This window comes from Acinetobacter sp. P1332, assembly GCF_044057475.1.
In the GTDB taxonomy this organism is placed as follows: domain Bacteria; phylum Pseudomonadota; class Gammaproteobacteria; order Pseudomonadales; family Moraxellaceae; genus Acinetobacter; species Acinetobacter johnsonii.
In genome coordinates, this window is sequence record NZ_CP171157.1 from 915008 (window position 1) to 933426 (window position 18419).

Sequence of the window (18419 nt, forward strand, 5' to 3'; positions counted from 1 at the left end):
AATTGAGGCTTAGAGTATCGCCTAGAAAATGGCTTGAGCTGGCCTGTTGTTGGTGGAATAAAAGCGTGATAAATACTCTTTTTGCTGAATATTGAACTTTTGTCATTTGGGTCAAATTAAGTATTGATTTTCGGTTTGAACTCTTTTTTCCAACGGCCGAGACTTAAGTCTAATGAAGAAATATTCGACAAAGGATGTATTTTTCACGGTTTTCTTATTTTATTTAAGTTTAAAAATAACAATTACTTAATTATGTTTTATCGAAATATAATTAGACTTTTATCTATATATTTTTTAAATAAATACTGAAAATTAATGCAGAATATTGGATTAATTTATTCTGTCAATCTAATCTGTATTCATCGCAACGAAGCGCTCTAAATCTAAGCAAAAGCTTGAGGGTCTGATTTTAGCTTTTCGTTGAAGAAAATCCTAATATTATTACAGGAAATATCATGACTACATATCAAACAGCGATTGATGCAATCCGCGAATTAAAAGCAAAATTCGGTAGCACTTGGGCAGACATCAGTCCTGAAGATGCTGCGCGTATGCAAATCCAAAACCGTTTCAAAACTGGTTTAGATATCGCTAAATACACAGCTGCAATTATGCGTCGTGATATGGCTGCTTATGATGCTGACTCTAGCAAATACACTCAGTCTTTGGGTTGCTGGCACGGTTTCATCGCACAACAAAAAATGATTGCGAACAAAAAATACTTCGGTACGACTGAACGTCGTTACATCTACCTTTCTGGTTGGATGGTTGCTGCACTTCGTTCAGAATTCGGTCCACTTCCTGACCAATCTATGCATGAAAAAACTTCAGTACCTGCATTGATCGAAGAAATCTACACTTTCTTACGCCAAGCTGATGCTAAAGAATTAAACGACCTATTCCGTGCGCTTAAAAAAGCTCAAGAAGCTGGTGATACTGCAAAAGCTGCTGAAATCACTGCGCAAATCGACGGTTTCCAAACTCACGTTGTGCCAATTATTGCGGATATCGATGCTGGTTTCGGTAACGAAGAAGCGACTTACTTACTTGCTAAGAAAATGATCGAAGCTGGTGCTTGTGCACTACAAATCGAAAACCAAGTATCTGACGCGAAACAATGTGGTCACCAAGCTGGTAAAGTAACTGTTCCACACGAAGATTTCATCTCTAAAATCCATGCATTACGTTATGCATTCTTAGAAATGGGTCTTGATGACGGTATCATCGTTGCGCGTACTGACTCTGAAGGCGCTGACTTGACTCAAAAAATCCCAGTGGTTAAAGAGCCAGGCGACATCGCTTCTCAATACATCGGTTTCCTAGACACTGTTGAAATTGACATCGCTGATGCTCAAGAAGACGAAATCCTAATCAAGCGTGATGGTAAATTACACCGTCCTAAGCGTTTGGCTTCTGGTTTATACCAATTCCGTCCAGACACTCAAATTGACCGTGTTGTTCTTGACTGTGTATCTAGCCTTCAAAATGGTGCTGACCTTCTTTGGATCGAAACTGCGACTCCAAACGTTGACGAAATCGCGCACATGGTTAACCGTGTTAAAGAAACAGTTCCAAATGCGAAACTTGTTTACAACAACTCTCCATCATTTAACTGGACGTTGAACTTCCGTCAACAAGCTTACGACCGTTGGGTTGCTGAAGGTAAAGACGTTTCTGCTTACGACCGTGCTAAATTAATGAGCGCTGAGTACGATGCAACTGAATTAGCTGCTGATGCTGATGAGAAAGTACGTACGTTCCAAGCAGATGCTTCTCGTGAAGCGGGTGTGTTCCATCACTTGATCACACTTCCGACTTACCACACTGCTGCGCTTTCTACTCATGAGCTTGCACAAGGTTACTTCGGTTCTGAAGGTATGTTGGCTTATGTTGCTGGCGTACAACGTAAAGAAATCCGTGGTGGTATCGCTTGTGTTAAACACCAAGCAATGGCGGGTTCTGACATCGGTGATGATCACAAAGAAATCTTCTCTGGTGACAACGCTCTTAAAGCGCACGATGATGCTAAAAACACAATGAACCAATTCGCTGCTCACTAAGCACTGAACTGATTCAAAAAAAACCCTGCGAAAGCAGGGTTTTTTTTTATGACTTAATTTTGAGCTTGTTGAACAACTTGCGCGTGAAATATTGAACAAAAACATTAAGGCATCAGAATCAGTAGCCAAACAATAAAGATAATACTTAAAGAAACAAACTGTGCAGCACTGCCCATGTCTTTGGCATTTTTTGAAAGCTCATGCCGCTCCAGAGAAATACGGTCTACAATCGCCTCAATCGCTGAATTGAACAATTCAACGATAATTGCAAGTAAACAAACGGCTACCATGAGGGCTTGTTCTGAGCGACTGACATCACAGAAAAAGCTTGTTGGAATCAGAATCAGGTTAATCAACAGGACTTGTCGAAAAGCTGCTTCGTGCGCAAATGCGGCCTTAAAACCTGAAATAGAATAATGAGTTGCATTAAAAATACGTTTAAAACCTGACTTGCCTTTGAGTGGGGAATATTGGTTCATACCATCAACCATTTTAAAATTTCAGCCACAATACATGATCTATATTAAAAGTTACTTAATTATAGTATTCAAAAGGTGCTTAATCTATGTACACCTAAAATAAGAGAAAAGAGATTAAAAAGCCTGCTTTTTAATCTCTATGGTTAAAGGATGGATATGGGTTTGACGTCAACAAGATGCTTTAATGTCTTGTTTACTTTGTGTGACTTATTCTATTTTTTCAAAAAAGCATCGGCGGCTTGACGTCCCAAAGCAGGATCATCGGTAAAAACACCATCCACTCCCGCTTTAAAGAAAATTTCAAACTCTGCCAGCGTGCCTTTTTCGCACTTTTCAGAGGCAATCGCGCTACAGTCTAAATAGTCTGGTAAGAAATTGTTTTCAGGGCGTAGGGTATAAGGATGTACTTTTAAGCCCACTGCGTGTGCATCGTTCACAAAACTGGTCGGGGTCGCTGGCTGAGTATTCGGCACGATATAGGTTTTACTTGGTCCGACACCATGCGCATAGCTTGCGACGTCTTTCAGTCCTTGAGGTGTTGCCATATCACTATAGCGGAGTGTTGATTTGGCAAGCACAGCATCGGCAGGTTGTTCGGACTTGCCACCATAGAGTTGAATAATTTTGGCATGTCGAATCGATTTTAATTGATCTAACTGCTGACGCATTTGTTTTAAGTTGCTGACTTCAAACGACTGAATATAGACCGGTGCAATGTCACGACTATAGGTGTGTTTGGCCAGCGTGGATAATAGGCGTTGCTCCATGGCCAAATTGAGACCTTGGAAATAGCTGGGATGTTTGGTTTCGATATACAGGCCCACAATTTTTCCTGTCTTTTTATAGTGCGCATCTACGAGTTCAATAATTTCATCTAAAGTTGGAAGATCAAATTGATCATTATATTGGGCATTTGCTGGACGAATCTCTGGAATACGTTCTCGTGCCTTCAGTTGCTTCAGCTCGTTTAAAGTAAAGTCTTCAGTAAACCAACCTGTGTAAGTCACACCATCAACGACTTTACTGGTCTTCCGTTCTGCAAACTGCGGTAAGCTGCTGACATTGGTGGTTCCTCCGATTTCATTTTCATGGCGAGCGACTAAATAACCGTCTAGAGTTGGCACCAAATCAGGCTCAATAAAATCCGCACCATCATCAATCGCTTTTTGATAAGCGGCTAAGGTGTGTTCAGGGCGTAGTGCGCTGGCGCCGCGATGTCCAATAATAAGCAATTTAGGCTCAATGTATTCGGCGTTGTTTGATGGTGGCTGGGATGTTGCATTGTCTTTCTCATCATGATGACAGCCCAATAAGCCTAAAAAAATAAAACTCAATAATGTTCTTTTTAACATGTGTTCCTCAACATTTTATTGTGGTGTTGCGGACTCAGTGTTCAATTTTAATATCTCAGATCAATGACAAATTGCGAAAAATTACAGGATGTCATCAATTGGTCAAAAAGCTTTCTTCATAGTTTCTTCATATTTAGCTCTAATGTTCTATTTCATGTTGTTAAGTCTTGTTTTTTAATGATTCGTCATAGAAGATCAAGCATAAAGTGATGCCCAGTTTCTAGATCTAGCCTCAGACCCAAGAGTACCGCAGACCCATGCTGTCTAAATTTTTTATTCATCGTCCAATTTTTGCTGGTGTGCTGGCGATTATCGTGATGGCATTTGGTTTATTTGCCACCTTTCAGTTGCCTGTAGAGCGCTACCCAGATATTGCACCTCCGCGAATTACGGTGAGTGCAACATATACAGGCGCGTCGGCAGAGACGGCGGAGGAGAGCGTTACTCAGGTTTTGGAACAGCAAATTAAAGGGATTGATCATTTACTGTATTTTAGTTCGAGCAGTGACTCGAATGGCCGTAGTCGAATCAGCATTAGTTTTGAGAATGGAACTGACCCAGATACCGCTCAGGTGCAAGTTCAAAATGCCATCAATGGGGTGATTAACCGTTTACCAGAAGATGTACAGCGTCAAGGGGTCAATGTCTATAAATCGCTTGGTGATACGCATATGGTGATAGGCCTATATGACCAAACAGGCAAAAGCAGCAATATTGCACTCTCTGATTATATGATGACGCATTTGGAGCAAGATTTAGCCCGTATTGATGGAGTTGGTGAGGTTGATGTCTTTGGCGCGCAGTATGCCATGCGCTTATGGCTGAATCCGCACAAATTGCGTCAATATGGACTGATGCCAAGCGATATACGTGCATCGGTTGAAGCGCAAAATACGCAAGTGGCCGCAGGGGCAATTGGCGAGTTACCCAGCCTGTCAGACCAATATTTAAATGCCAAAGTCACCTCCGGTACACGTCTAAAAACCGTTGAAGAATTCGAAAACATCATTGTTAAATCGACCCGCGATGGCAGTTTTATTTATTTAAAAGACGTCGCACGGGTGGAACTAGGCGCGGAAAATTATCAGTCATTTAATACCATCAATGGCTTTCCTTCAGCGGGGATGGGTATTTCATTGTCTTCAGGAGCTAATGCATTAGCAACTTCGGCATTGATCAAACAAGAAGTCAGCCGTTTGTCCTCTAAACTTCCTGAAGGCTATCAAATTGTTTATCCACGTGATAACACGCCTTTTGTGCAAGAGTCGATTAAGGAAGTGGTCAAAACACTGTTTGAAGCAGTGCTTTTGGTGATTGTGGTCATGTTTGTCTTTTTGCAAAATTGGCGTGCAACGCTGATTCCGACCATCACAGTACCTGTTGTAATTTTAGGCACGCTGGCCATTCTGTATGTGCTCGGGATGAGTATCAACACCTTAACCTTATTTGCATTGGTCTTAGCCATTGGGCTTTTGGTGGATGATGCGATTGTGGTGGTGGAAAACGTTGAACGGCTGATGCATGAACAGCAGATGAGTGCTCAACAAGCTTCGATTGCATCAATGCAGGAAATCAGTGGGGCATTGATTGGGATTACGTTGGTGTTAACCGCAGTGTTTATTCCCATGGCATTTTTCGGTGGTTCGACAGGAGTGATCTACCGTCAGTTTTCAATGACCTTAGTTGCTGCCATGGCGCTATCGCTGCTGGTTGCACTGATTCTGACACCTGCACTATGTGCCTTAATTTTAAAACCCAATGATAAATCGGCACGATGGGCAACTTGGTTTAATCTGAAGTTAGATCAGCTAAAGCAGCGTTATTTAAAACTGAGTACGCAGACCATTCAGCACAGTAAAATCATGCTGGTGGTTTTTGTAGCGTTAATTGCCGTCTTTGCATTGTTTTATCGGGCATTACCGACCAGTTTTATTCCCAGTGAAGATCAGGGTATTTTAAGTGTTCAGTTTAAACTGGCCGATGGTGCACCAATGAGTCAAAGCCGTGTGGTGGGAGAAGAAATTCGCCAATACTTTTTAGATAAAGAGCAGGCCAATATCGATTTAGTGATGATCCGCTATGGGCGTAATTTTTCAGGAACAGGACAAAATTTAGGTCAAGGTTTTATTGCGCTGAAACATTGGGATGAACGTAAGGGGAAAGAGAACTCTGCACAGGTGATTCGAGAACGGGCAATTGCTCATTTTAGGTCACATCGAAATGCGCAAATTAATGTAAATATGCCGTCCTCAGTCAGTGGCTTAGGACAAACCGACGGCATGGAGTTTTGGATACGTGATATCAATGGCGAAGGTCGTGCCTATTTAGAAGCACAGTTTAAAACTTTGCAGGAAGCATCCAAGCAGTACTCTAGTTTTAGCAATTTAGATAAACGTTCTAACCCAGATAAAGCCGAGCTCAAAGTGGATGTAAACCAAAAACAAGCTTTGGCCAATGGACTGAGTCAGACCGCCATTAATAGCACCTTATCCAGTGCTTGGGGAGGAAGTTATATCAATGACTTTATTGACCGTGGTCGGATTAAACGGGTAATCATGCAAGGGGATGCCGAGTTTCGTTCAAAACCTGATGATCTTCAAGCATGGACCGTACGTAATGATCTGAACCAAATGATTCCTTTTACAAATTTTGCTCAAGTATCTTGGAGTGGAGGCCCTGAGGTAGTGAATCGCTTTATGGGCTATACCGCACTAGAAATGGAGGCGGATACAGTACAAAATGTTAGTTCTGGACAAGCCATGCAAGACGTACAAAACATGGTACGAGGGCATGATGGTATTGATCTAGCATGGAGCGGGTTATCGTTCGAGGAAAACAAGTCCAATAACCAAGCATTGCTGCTGTATTTGGTCTCCATAGGCTTTATCTTTTTATGCCTTGCTGCACTTTATGAAAGTTGGAGTATTCCAACAGCCGTCATGAGTGCGATTCCACTCGGTATCGGTGGCAATATTCTGTTCAGTTATTTGACGGGTTTTCCGAATGATATTTACTTTCAAATTGCCTTGCTGACCACGATTGGTTTGTCCTGTAAAAATGCGATTTTAATTGTGGAATTTGCTTCATTGGCGCAGCAAAAAGGCCAGACCGCAATTGAAGCAGCGTTGGAAGGAGCAAGCTTACGGTTACGCCCGATTTTAATGACGTCTTTGGCTTTTGGCGCGGGTGTCACACCTCTGGTCTTTGCCTTTGGGGCAGGGGCAGCAAGTCGTCAGGAAATTGGGGTGAGTGTACTCGGTGGCGTGATTTTTGGCACAGTATTGGTGTTGCTGTTTATTCCTTTAATGTATGTCTTGGTTCGCCGTGTGTTTCATGGACGAACACCTCAGGACAAAGTCTAAGATCGAATCTGAATCATTCGTGTGCAGTATGAATAAGCAAAGCGAATCTTTAAGCCATGTAGGCCGAAAGGCCTGACATTTAAAGATCCTTTGCTATACTCGGACAGATAAAGAAAAACAATATTTGAGTGGTGTATGCCAAATCCGTCATTTTCACAGCAAGATTTCCAAGAGCAATTAAATCAGCCCGATAACCATGCTTTTATCCAAAGTTTGAAACAGTACAGCACTGCGGATTTGGCTGATATTTTAATGGGCCTGCCTATAAATGATCAAATTCGGCTATTGGAACAATTACCCCAAGCCAGTTATGTCTTTGAGTTTTTAGCATTAACCGAGCAGCAGCAGCTAGCAGCGCAATTGCCTCAGGCTTTGCTGGTGAAGCTACTGGCTCATATGCATTCGGATGACCGTACTGATTTATTTCAAAGCTTGGCACAAGAGGTTCAAGGTCAGATTTTTCCGCAGCTAGATGCGCATGTTCAAGCCCAGCTGAATGATTTAATGCACTATCCAGCTGAGTCTGCGGGTGCAATTATGAGCACTGAAGTCATTACGGTACATGCCGAAATGACCATGCAACAGTCGATTCAACATATACGACAGCATGCAGCGGAAAGTGAAACTTTATATCTCATCTATGTGACCGATGCCTCGCGTTATTTACACGGGGTGATTTCGCTGCGGCAAATTATTCAGTCTCCGCCTGAGCAATTGATTGGACAGGTTATGACCAGTCATGTCATTACGGGTTTAGTCAGTGAGGATCAGGAAAGTATTGCACAGAAACTGGCTCATTATGATTTTATGGCTTTGCCCATTGTCGATGAGCAGCAGCGTCTATTGGGGATTGTGACTTATGACGATGCAATGGATGTGGTGCAACAAGAAACCACAGAAGATATTCTAAAAAGTAGTGCGGTTGCGGCCAGTCCGCAGATGAGTATTAAAACGGCTCCAATCCTATTACTGTATCAGAAGCGGGTGTTTTGGTTGGTGTTTCTGGTTTTTGGTAGTTTACTCTCGGGACTAGGAATTGCACACTTTGAAGACTTGATTGCGGCACATATCGTTTTGGTATTTTTCCTTCCTTTACTGGTGGGAAGTGGGGGAAATGCGGGGTCACAGTCCGCCACTTTAATGGTACGTGCACTGGCAACTGGCGACGTACATTTTAAAGACTGGTTTTATTTGCTAGGGCGTGAAAGTCTGGTTGCGCTGTGTCTAGGCGGAACTATGGCAACAGCTGTTTCCATTTTGGGCTATTTCCGTGGGGATATTCTGGTCGCTGTAGTATTGGCACTGAGTATGATGGGCATTGTGTTGATGGGTTGTTTGATTGGTATGAGTCTGCCGTTTATCTTAAACCGCATGAAACTCGACCCCGCCAGTGCATCCGCACCTTTGGTCACCTCAATTTGTGATGCGTCAGGCGTGGTGGTATATCTGCTGATTGCATCGCAAATTCTGACCTTGTCTTAAGCTTATAAGCTATTGTTTCAGCACAAAGTTAGCACAGAAAAAAGTCATGAAAAGCAGCATAATTCAGTGGTTTTATGATGTTAATGTGGTTGAAATGATGGAGGTCAGTAACAACATGCCTGAACCCTTAGAACAAAAAAAAATGAGCCAGCAAGATGTCATTCGTTTAGAGCGTGATTTGGCCAAATATGCCAATATGATGGATTCTGTGGTGCGTATCCCGTTCACCAAGCAGGGGGTCGGTGCAGATGCTGCGTTGAGTACTGTTCCGATTGCTGGGGATATCGCAGGTTTTGCCCTAACGTGTTATGCCATTTATAAAGCCAAGCAAATTGGTGTACCGCAAGAGAAATTGAGTCCAGTATTGAAGCTGGCTATGATTGATGCCGTCGTCGGTTTTATCCCTGTTCTAGGGACACTGTTTGATATTTTTATACGTCCGAGTCGTAAAGCACTGGATGTGGTTCATGACCATATTCGGGAAGAATACCAAATCCATTCAGAGCATCATGTGACTCATCCTTTTCTCCATGAAAAATTGGAAAAGAAACAGCAACAGTCCGCATTTTGGCGAAACCCAGTAGTGGCATGGCTTTGGCTACACATCCCCGATTTGTTTGGCCTGATCTTTTTGGTGTGTTTTATGGGCTTATTGTGGTGGGGTGGTAGTGTGATGTGGCATTGGTTACAGGGACTAAACTTAGGATAGCCACTCATGAAATTTGAAGGTCAGATTACGGCAAATTTGCCATCGATTGATTTAGCGCGCACCGCTTCATTTTACCAAGGCTTGGGCTTTAATCTGGTTTATCAGTCCGCAGAGTGGATGATTCTGCGTTTGGGCGAAATGACACTGGAATTTTTCCATCATCCGCATTTAGACCCAAATAGTTCATGGCATAGTGCCTGTATTCGCGTAGCGGAGATTCAACCCTATTATGAATACTGGTCTAAAGTGAATTGGTCGTTGTGGGAAAGAGCTCGTATGACCGATATTCAGGATTTTGACGAGATCCGCCAGTTTTGCATCATTGACCCAAATGGCAGTTTATTACGCTGTATCCAAGTGACGATTGAATAAAAATGTTCTGTTATGCCGAGTCACAAAAAAGCCTCCAAGTGGAGGCTTTTTAAAATCTTGTGAACGAATTATTTATGGACAATCGAGCTGTTGTAAAGCAGCAACACGTTGTTCAATCGTCGGGTGGGTTTGGAACAATGCGGCTAAACTAAAGCCTTGTTCTTGACCTGCCGCGATTGCAAATGCTTTCATTTCTTTAGGCATCGCATCTGGAAGTTGTGACTCCGCTTGTAAGCGTAACAAGGCTGAAATCATTGCTTGTTTGCCTGCAAGACGCGCGCCTGCTTCATCTGCACGATATTCGCGGTAGCGGGAGAACCACATCACGATTGCAGAAGCTAAAATACCAAAGACAATATCAAGTACGATGGTAATGGCAAAATAAGCTAAACCTGGTGCTTCACCGTCTTCACGACCAAAAACATTACGGTCAATAAAATCACCTGCGACACGTGCAAAGAACATCACAAAGGCGTTCACTACACCTTGAACGAGCGCCAAAGTCACCATGTCACCATTGGCGACGTGACCAATTTCGTGAGCCAAAACTGCACGAAGCTCGTCTTTATTCATACGCTCAAGTAAGCCGGTAGAAACTGCAACTAATGCATCGTTCTTGTTCCAACCTGTAGCAAAAGCATTAGATTGGTAAGACGGGAAAATACCGACTTCTGGCATTTTAATACCAGAACGTTGCGCCAATTGAGCGACTTCTTGTAACAACCATGCTTCAGCTTGGTTGCGCGGGGCATTTGGGTCAATTAACTCTGTACCAGTTGTTTTTTTCGCCATCCATTTTGACATGAATAGAGAAATCATTGAGCCAACCATACCAAAGACAAAACAGATAACCAGTAGGTTACCTAGATTTAAGCCACCCGCGCCATGGTAACTACCGACACCGAAGAGTGACAAGATAATGCCAGCTACAACCAGTACCGCGAGGTTGGTTAGCAAGAACAAACCAATCCGCATCATTGAGAAAATCCTCTTATAATAAAAAAATAATCTGATTTATAAATCGAAAATCATTGATCTCAATATGAGGTGAAACTCTTCAAAATTCAAGAAAAAATAATAAAACTGCTATAAAAATTATTCTGAAATTTGAATGCGGGCAGAGGCGGTTGCATTGGCTGTGGCATAGGAACCCGGCGCATCAGTAAAACTGCCATCGGCTGCGAGGATAATTTGACGTGAAGGTGCGCTACGACTCACACTGAGTTGCGTGCTTGGAGAAGAGTCTGCATCGTAATGTGCAGATTGTGCAATGACTTGAGCATTGGCCGGTGTGCTATTTGAGCCTGGAGAAATGTTGATCCCCCCTGCATATAAATTGCTATAACGGCTACTCACCCGGCGAACATAGTCTTGAGTTTCACGGAAGGGTGGAATACCGCCGTACTTTTGTACATTGCCTTCGCCAGCATTGTAGCCTGCAAGCGCAAGACTGGTGTTGCCGTTAAAGCGTTTCATCAGCCAAGCCAAATACTTGGCACCTGCATTTATGTTCTGCTGTGGATCATATGCATTAGAGACATTAAAGCGCCGTGCTGTCGCAGGCATGAGTTGCATAAGCCCCTGAGCCCCAACAGGTGAGCGTGCGTTGACATTAAAGCCTGATTCGGTATGCATAACCGCTTTAATTAAGCCTTCAGAAACGCCATGGGTTTGAGCCGCTTGGCGAATAATGTGGTCAAAAGCATTTTTGTTACGACTATAACTGGGCAACACGGAAGATTCAGAAGCCCCCCAGTTACTATAACTATGGATATTACTGTCTGGATAATAAGTTTTCTTTTCGACTTTTAAGTTGCTATAACGACTTTGTTTATTGGTTAACAAGGTCGTTCCGTTGGAATCTCTCAATTGGTAGATGGTTTGACCCGCGTGACAATCTAGTGCCATGAACGAAATCGTCATACACCCCAAAACGTAAAAACGACTCAAAAGCAGCTTATTTTTCATTATCTATTATTAATCGTAAAAAAATCGATTTCAGTGACTAGAAATGAGTTTAGCAAAAAAAGAACCGTCTGAAACTATTTTAAGTTCAAAAATCCATGTCTTTGTAAAAATCAAGTCAAATTGTTGAGCAAGTAATCAAAAAAAATAATTAATTTATTTTTAATGAGGATTGCTTGACTGGGTTAAGTTATTGAAATTTAATAGTAAATAAATTGATCAAAAAATGATCAATTTAAATAGAAGCCTTAAAGAGTGGGGGGAACACCCTGTCAAGTCGATTAGAATCCACAAAGTTATCCCCAGCTTTTGTGGAAAAATGTGGAAAAGTCCAAAACATAAGCAGTTCAGCTAAAATATGAACGCAATCGTTCAAAGTTAAACCGATTTCAATACATGAATATGACAGCAATGACAATTCATGAGAATTTACATTCTTTAGGTGCGAGATGGCTGTGAATCGGATAAAATTGCGCGGTATTTTTTTTTAGGTTTAACTCGTCTATGTTCTCGCCAGTTGAGTCCAATCAGGGATTTAATTTTAAACCAGAACTACCCACTAGCTCTGCGTATTATCGTTTGTTGAAAAAGTTACGCCGTCAGGTGGGTCATGCTATTCGCGATTTTAAAATGATTGAAGAAGGCGATAAAGTGATGGTCTGCATTTCCGGTGGTAAGGACAGTTATACCTTGCTCGATATTATGTTGCAGTTTAAACGCATTGCACCGATCAATTTTGATGTGGTGGCTGTGAATTTGGACCAGAAGCAACCCGGCTTCCCTGAGGACGTATTACCACGTTATTTAGAAGAGAATAATATTCCCTACTATATCTTAGAAAAAGACACCTACAGCATCACCAAACGTTTAACGCCTGAAGGCAAAACTTACTGTGCAGTTTGTTCACGCTTACGCCGTGGCTCTTTATACGGCTTTGCGCAAGAAATTGGCGCGACCAAAGTGGCGTTGGGCCATCACCGTGATGATATCTTGGCGACTTTCTTCTTGAACTTATTTCATGGCGGCAGCTTAAAGGCGATGCCTCCTAAATTGTTATCGTCAGATAAAAAGAACATCTTGATTCGCCCACTGGCTTATGTGGAAGAAAAAGACATCATTAAATATGCGGAAATGCGTCAGTTCCCGATTATTCCGTGTAACTTGTGTGGTTCTCAGGAAAATCTGCAACGTGCCATGTTAAATGACATGTTGCGTGAGTGGGATAAAGCACATCCAAAGCGTCTACACAGTATTTTTGGTGCCTTGCAAAATGTGTCACCATCGCAGCTGGCGGATCGTGAGCTATTCGACTTTGAAGCGTTAGATAGCGAACGTGAATTCGACTTTAAAGGTGAAAGTTGTTCAACAGAAGATGAACCGGAGAACAAACGTATTAACATGGTTAATCTTGGCTTTGCAGCAGACTAATTTTGTCAGTTAGGCCAATGCAAAACACCAATCAATGATTGGTGTTTTTTTTATGTGGATGATTTTGATAAACTTTGTATAAGAAATATAAAATATGAACGGTACGTACAAAAAACTTTAGGCACATGTAGGATATACATGCTATAACAATCTGCGAGCGTATTTAGCTTCACAATGATGCCGTCTGGATAGGCAGCACACAACGAACAAAGAATTGAGGAAACATCATGCCTGCTTTTTTAACTGATGATTGGTTTTCAACTGTAGAAACATTAACTGCTCAAGCGGGGAATTTGAACCTGCCGCCAGCACTTGCGAATCTTGCAATTAACTTAGTTGTTGCTGACAATGCGGGTAATACCGAATTATCTTTAGATGGTGGCGCAATTAAAAAAGGCTTGTCTTCAAACGCGAAAACAACCTTGAACATGGATGCTGAAACACTACGTAAAGTGTTCCTTGAGTTTGATATGGCTGCAGCAATGCAAGCGTTCATGACGGGTAAAATAAAAGTTCAAGGCGATATGTCACAGTTGATGGCATTGCAAACAGCGAAACCAAGCCAAGAGCAAAAAGATTTATTTAAGAAAGTGCTTGAGCAAACAGCTTAAGTGTTCTGAAATAAAAAAAAGCTTACCTTTATAGGTAAGCTTTTTTTTATGCCGATAGAGATGATCTTTTAGATATTGACCAGCTGCGGCGTGGTTTTAATGTGCTCAAGATAAGCACGGATACGTGTCACATACTGTAGTGCTTGACGGTAACGGCCATTCTTCGCTTGGTTCTGTTGTAAGTAAGCATACAAATTGAGCCAGTTATTTGGGTCTTGACCTTGTGCCTGAATGCGTTTTTGAATCTGATTCACCGCACCCGGTCCCATATTGTACGCAACCAGTGCATACCAGTTCCGGTCAGGAAAGGGGATATCATCATAGCGACTCAGCATTTGGTCGTAGTACTTGGCACCACCTTGAATGCTTTGCGCTGGATCGGTACGGTTACTCACACCCATGGCTTTGGCTGTGCTATTGGTCAACATCATCAAACCACGAACACCCGTGGGAGAAACAGAGTTCGGTTTAAGATAAGACTCTTGATAACCAATCGCTGCCAATAAGTGCCAATCTAAATCGTACTTTTGCGCTGTGCTTTTAAAACTGGCCTTATAGATTGGCATACGCTGACGCAAATCGCGTTGAATCGTATTCCAGTTTTCAGGCTTCACGACATTACGGTTGTAAAAAGAGGCCAATTGACCAATTGAACCAGATTGTTTACCACGGCAGACAAATCCGCTCGCCGTTTGCGTTAATGGATCATTCGCATGTTTAAACACCCAGTTCAGTTCAGTATTGAGGCCATTTTTACGTAAAACGTTTAAATCACCACAAGTTGCAGAAAAGGTTGCGAGACTTTTTTGTTCAATCGTTTGAACACTTGCCGTCGTCATTGCAAAATTTGCTTTGCCCTGTGCTACCCATTTCAGTGCTGTAGCGTTATCGGGGACGGTTTTGAAGTCTAGCTTTACATTTAAGCTGTCTGCATAGTTACGTGCAAGGTCATAACCAAAACCATGCAAATGCTGACCATCTTTAAAAACGGTCGTTGGGTTTTCCACTGAAACGACAGTCAATTTATTATGATTGACGACGTTATCATACTGGTAGGTCTTACTTGCATTAATACTATGAAATGGAATTAACAAAGTACTTAAAGCAAGGGCTTTCAACGGGAGAGAGAAAGTTAATGAATTAAGGCAAAGCCTCGATCCAGAAGTTGAACTACTGTGCATGTTGTCTCCGCTACAAGTAATTTATGCCCTAGAACGCAAAGGCAAAAACATGCCTTAAAACGAGTTCAAGTTGTCTAAATTCAATAAGAGGTTGGGCATTCATGACGTCATTCAAAATGACATGGGATTAAGAAGATTATGTAGAAAAACTACATAGATTAAAAAATAGGCAACTAATTTAAGATGTGCGCATAATATATAGCAATTTTAAAAGTGTCAAATTTTGTGCAGTATTTTTTAGAAAAATGTAACATAACGATTTAATTTAATTCAGGAATTTATTTTATAAACTTCTGTTGTGGAGAAATAAGGGATAAAATAATCCTTTGTTGTAAATCAATAAGCAGATTTAGACGGCATTCATCATGAAATCAAACTTAATTACACGTGCAGGTCACGACAAATTGGTGGCGGAATTAAAGCAGCTTTGGCATGAAGAACGCCCTGAAATTACCAAGAAAGTAAACTGGGCGGCGAGCCTTGGTGATCGTAGTGAAAACGCGGATTATCAGTACAACAAACAGATCTTACGTAAGATTGATCGACGGGTTCGCTACTTGGGAAAACGCCTCGAAGAACTTCGTATTATCGACTTTTCTGAAGAGCAGGCTGGCAAGATTTATTTTGGCGCTTGGGTCGAAATTGAAAATGACGCAGGGGAACAAAAAACCTTACGCATCGTCGGAGTAGATGAAATTTATGATCATCACCCGCAGCACATCTCTATCGACTCGCCGATGGCACGTGCTTTACTGTCCAAACAAGTCGATGATGAAATTGAAGTGTTGACGCCAACTGGAAAAAAACACTGGTATGTCAATTCAATTCGTTATGACAGACCTGAAAGTTCAGAGAACTAAAAGATTTTGTTTTAATTTTAGCCACTTGGTGTGATTTTTGAAGAAAAGTATTTGCCAAGTAGATTGAATGTTTATATGATGTCGCCCATGGAAGCGTGGCAGAGCGGTTTAATGCACCGGTCTTGAAAACCGACGAGGGTGTGAGTCCTCCGTGAGTTCGAATCTCACCGCTTCCGCCAAATTCAAAAAACCCTGACTAAGTCGGGGTTTTTTTATGCCTTTTTTAAATTAATTTCTAAAAGATGCCAGAGTTATCGCTCATTTTTCCGGGATATGCAGGCTGTAAAGTTAATATCTTATTGAGATTGAACATTTTTTAGCTGAATAGTGGCTTTTTGAAGGCCGTGAGATGAAAAATATTTGCCAAAAAATATTTTTATTTATATGATAGCGCCCATGGAAGCGTGGCAGAGCGGTTTAATGCACCGGTCTTGAAAACCGACGAGGGTGTGAGTCCTCCGTGAGTTCGAATCTCACCGCTTCCGCCAAATTATTTTTAAATACAAATTAAAACGAATCATTAATCGATAACCCAAGTTTAAGTTGGGCCATTACGTCAAGTAGTGTGGGGAACACCACATAAATCGGCAGTGATCAAATTCTAAAAAAAGCAGTCAGACCTTTTCTTGCTGCTTTTTTTATTTAAGGTATTGAAGTCTTCTTTTATAGTATTCAGCTATAGCTTGAGTTGTCCAACTCGATCCTTTTTTAGATTCACTATTCGTTTCAGACAAGCAATTATAGAGACTATGCAGTTGTACTGTGTAGCAGTCATTTTTGTAGATCAGTTTTTTAATTTCATCTGAGCGGTTTTGAGCACGCGTTGTTCAGCCTATATAGCAACTCATTGTATATAAGTTGGAACTACATATGCTGTGTAAAAGTATAGAGCGATTGTTCTGTTTCGCTTTTTATCCACCGCCATTGTAATGGGGTGATTGAAGGGTATTCTCCCGTATTTGATTCATCTGATATTTCCTCCATTAAATAAGCAAAGGTGACTTGTATATTTTTACAGATTCTATAGATTAGGTAGATCGGTCTACTTAGTTGAGTGTGATGAATACCAAAACTGCGAAACAGAAAATTTTAGATGCAGCCGCGATTTTGTTTTATAACGATGGCATCACCAGTACAGGGATTAATAGCATTACCGATAAGGCCAAAGTTGCTAAAATGTCCTTATATAATAATTTCGCGACTAAGGCTGACTTGATCACTTCTTATATAGAAGCACGGCATCAAGAGTGGTTAGATTTGTATGCGCTTCGAAACCAACAAGCCCATACCCCTATTGATAAAATTGTCGCGGTTTTTGAAGCCTATCAAGACCATGCCGAGTTTGCCTATGAAAAAGGCTTTCGGGGCTGTGGTTTGTTGAATGCTGCTGCTGAGTTCCCAGCGCACAGCGCCGAGCGCTTGGCTGTGAAAGCGCACAAGGATGAAATTGAAAACATTATCTCTACACAGCTTGCCCTTATCATTTCGGACGCAGACAAGGTCAAACAAATGGCTTTGTTGTTGTCTTTTATTCTAGAGGGATCGATTGCGCGAGCAGGCTTGGAAAGCTCGAGTGAAAAAGTACAAGCTGCAACAGCGATGGTGAAAATACTTTTAACACAGGAAATCAGTACGTGAATCAGTCTGTTTCTGCGGTACCGAATTATGGTTTTATCACGGTGCTGTTCGCTGCTTTTCTATGGGGAACGACGGGCACAGTGGCATCTTTTGCACCTAATTTGAGTCCTTTGGCTATTGGCGCTGCTGCGATGGGTGGTGGTGGACTGTTACAGGCACTTTTGGCGCGAAAAAGTATTATCTACCATCTGGTACATGTCAAAGCCAATGTTGTGATGCTCGGTGTAGGCGTAATTGCGGTTTTTATTTATCCTTTGGCCTTTTATTCATCGATGCACTATGCAGGCATCACCATTGGTACGGTCGTGTCGATTGGTACGGCGCCTTTATTTACCGCACTTTTAGAAAGGGTATTTGATCGAAAAGAACTTTCGATGACATGGCTGATGAGTTTTGTATTGGGGGTGACGGGCGTTGCGCTACTTTCTCTCGGGGAATCACATGCTGTAGCAACCATGGAGCATTTGTCCCAAAATCGACCAATGTTGGGTATTGCTTTAGGGGCGGTTGCGGGATTGACCTATGCTTTATATTCTTGGGCGGCAAAACGAATGATTGACCAAGGAATGGATGCAAAAGCGTCTATGGGGCTCATCTTCGGACTTGGTTCTTTATTATTACTTCCGACTTTATGGATAACGGGTTCAAACTTGTTTGAAGAAAACATCAACCTTTATGTCGTAGGTTATATGATGTTGATCCCCATGTTTTTAGGCTATGTTTTATTTGGATATGGCTTAAAAACCGTGCCTGCCAGTAAAGCTATTACTTTGACCTTGTTTGAGCCTTTGATTGCCGCTGTATTTGCAATCCTGTTGGTGGGAGAACAACTTGCACCAATCGGCTGGATTGGGATGGTTTTAATTTCAATCTGCTTAGCATTGCAGACTAAAGCAAAGTAAATTTTTTGCTTCAGACAT

General features: G+C 41.8%; 15 protein-coding genes and 2 tRNA genes. 12 read left to right on the forward strand and 5 right to left on the reverse strand.

Features of this window, described 5'->3' with window-relative positions; all coding sequences use genetic code 11:
• The first annotated feature begins 455 nt into the window (after window positions 1-455).
• Complete coding sequence (locus tag ACFN7Z_RS04410) at window positions 456-2060, forward strand: isocitrate lyase (RefSeq protein ID WP_010327264.1); 1605 nt, start codon at window positions 456-458, stop codon at window positions 2058-2060.
• A gap of 104 nt (window positions 2061-2164) precedes the next feature.
• On the opposite strand, the gene ACFN7Z_RS04415 is transcribed toward ACFN7Z_RS04410, so the two are convergent.
• Both ACFN7Z_RS04415 and ACFN7Z_RS04420 read right to left on the reverse strand, forming a co-directional pair.
• Window positions 2165-2539 carry a diacylglycerol kinase gene (locus ACFN7Z_RS04415; RefSeq protein ID WP_005400440.1) on the reverse strand — a complete coding sequence of 125 codons (375 nt, stop codon included), beginning with the start codon at window positions 2537-2539 and terminating at the stop codon, window positions 2165-2167.
• Between the two features lie 212 nt (window positions 2540-2751).
• Entirely contained in the window at window positions 2752-3891 is a 1140-nt protein-coding gene (locus ACFN7Z_RS04420; RefSeq protein ID WP_010327263.1) for a glycerophosphodiester phosphodiesterase, read from the reverse strand.
• Between the two features lie 257 nt (window positions 3892-4148).
• On the opposite strand from ACFN7Z_RS04420, the gene ACFN7Z_RS04425 reads away from it, so the two are divergent.
• The 4 genes from ACFN7Z_RS04425 to ACFN7Z_RS04440 all read left to right on the forward strand — a co-directional run bounded on the left by ACFN7Z_RS04425 (window position 4149) and on the right by ACFN7Z_RS04440 (window position 9816).
• Window positions 4149-7253: a multidrug efflux RND transporter permease subunit gene (locus tag ACFN7Z_RS04425; protein WP_010327262.1), complete on the forward strand. Its 3105-nt coding sequence runs from the start codon at window positions 4149-4151 to the stop codon at window positions 7251-7253.
• A 135-nt stretch (window positions 7254-7388) separates the two neighbouring features.
• Entirely contained in the window at window positions 7389-8735 is a 1347-nt protein-coding gene (gene mgtE, locus ACFN7Z_RS04430) for a magnesium transporter (protein ID WP_010327261.1), read from the forward strand.
• Window positions 8736-8850: 115 nt separating this feature from the next.
• Complete coding sequence (locus ACFN7Z_RS04435; protein WP_005400444.1) at window positions 8851-9444, forward strand: DUF4112 domain-containing protein; 594 nt, start codon at window positions 8851-8853, stop codon at window positions 9442-9444.
• Window positions 9445-9450: 6 nt separating this feature from the next.
• A complete protein-coding gene (locus ACFN7Z_RS04440) occupies window positions 9451-9816 on the forward strand; it encodes a glyoxalase/bleomycin resistance/extradiol dioxygenase family protein (RefSeq protein ID WP_010327259.1) in 366 nt (121 codons plus the stop codon).
• A 72-nt stretch (window positions 9817-9888) separates the two neighbouring features.
• Here the strand turns inward: ACFN7Z_RS04440 and htpX are convergent, their stop codons facing one another.
• A complete protein-coding gene (htpX, locus tag ACFN7Z_RS04445) occupies window positions 9889-10794 on the reverse strand; it encodes a protease HtpX (RefSeq protein WP_004695643.1) in 906 nt (301 codons plus the stop codon).
• Between the two features lie 117 nt (window positions 10795-10911).
• A complete protein-coding gene (locus ACFN7Z_RS04450) occupies window positions 10912-11784 on the reverse strand; it encodes a lytic transglycosylase domain-containing protein (RefSeq protein WP_029575084.1) in 873 nt (290 codons plus the stop codon).
• 501 nt (window positions 11785-12285) lie between these two features.
• Here ACFN7Z_RS04450 and ttcA point away from each other — a divergent pair.
• On the forward strand, window positions 12286-13209 hold the full coding sequence (ttcA, locus tag ACFN7Z_RS04455; protein ID WP_004695645.1) for a tRNA 2-thiocytidine(32) synthetase TtcA: 924 nt from the start codon (window positions 12286-12288) through the stop codon (window positions 13207-13209).
• A 227-nt stretch (window positions 13210-13436) separates the two neighbouring features.
• Window positions 13437-13820, forward strand: coding sequence for an SCP2 sterol-binding domain-containing protein (locus ACFN7Z_RS04460; protein ID WP_004695646.1), 384 nt, complete (start codon window positions 13437-13439; stop codon window positions 13818-13820).
• A gap of 68 nt (window positions 13821-13888) precedes the next feature.
• Here the strand turns inward: ACFN7Z_RS04460 and ACFN7Z_RS04465 are convergent, their stop codons facing one another.
• A complete protein-coding gene (locus ACFN7Z_RS04465) occupies window positions 13889-15001 on the reverse strand; it encodes a transglycosylase SLT domain-containing protein (protein WP_029575083.1) in 1113 nt (370 codons plus the stop codon).
• Window positions 15002-15366: 365 nt separating this feature from the next.
• Here ACFN7Z_RS04465 and greB point away from each other — a divergent pair, with 365 nt between their 5' ends.
• From greB to ACFN7Z_RS04490, 5 genes are all read left to right on the forward strand, one after another.
• Entirely contained in the window at window positions 15367-15861 is a 495-nt protein-coding gene (greB, locus tag ACFN7Z_RS04470) for a transcription elongation factor GreB (RefSeq protein WP_004695648.1), read from the forward strand.
• 89 nt (window positions 15862-15950) lie between these two features.
• A tRNA-Ser gene (locus ACFN7Z_RS04475) sits at window positions 15951-16040 on the forward strand.
• A gap of 219 nt (window positions 16041-16259) precedes the next feature.
• Window positions 16260-16349: transfer RNA gene (locus ACFN7Z_RS04480), tRNA-Ser, on the forward strand.
• A gap of 571 nt (window positions 16350-16920) precedes the next feature.
• A complete protein-coding gene (locus ACFN7Z_RS04485) occupies window positions 16921-17499 on the forward strand; it encodes a TetR/AcrR family transcriptional regulator (protein ID WP_010327255.1) in 579 nt (192 codons plus the stop codon).
• Window positions 17496-18401, forward strand: coding sequence for a DMT family transporter (locus tag ACFN7Z_RS04490; RefSeq protein WP_010327254.1), 906 nt, complete (start codon window positions 17496-17498; stop codon window positions 18399-18401). The genes ACFN7Z_RS04485 and ACFN7Z_RS04490 overlap by 4 nt, the downstream gene beginning before the upstream one ends.
• The last annotated feature ends 18 nt before the right edge of the window (window positions 18402-18419 follow it).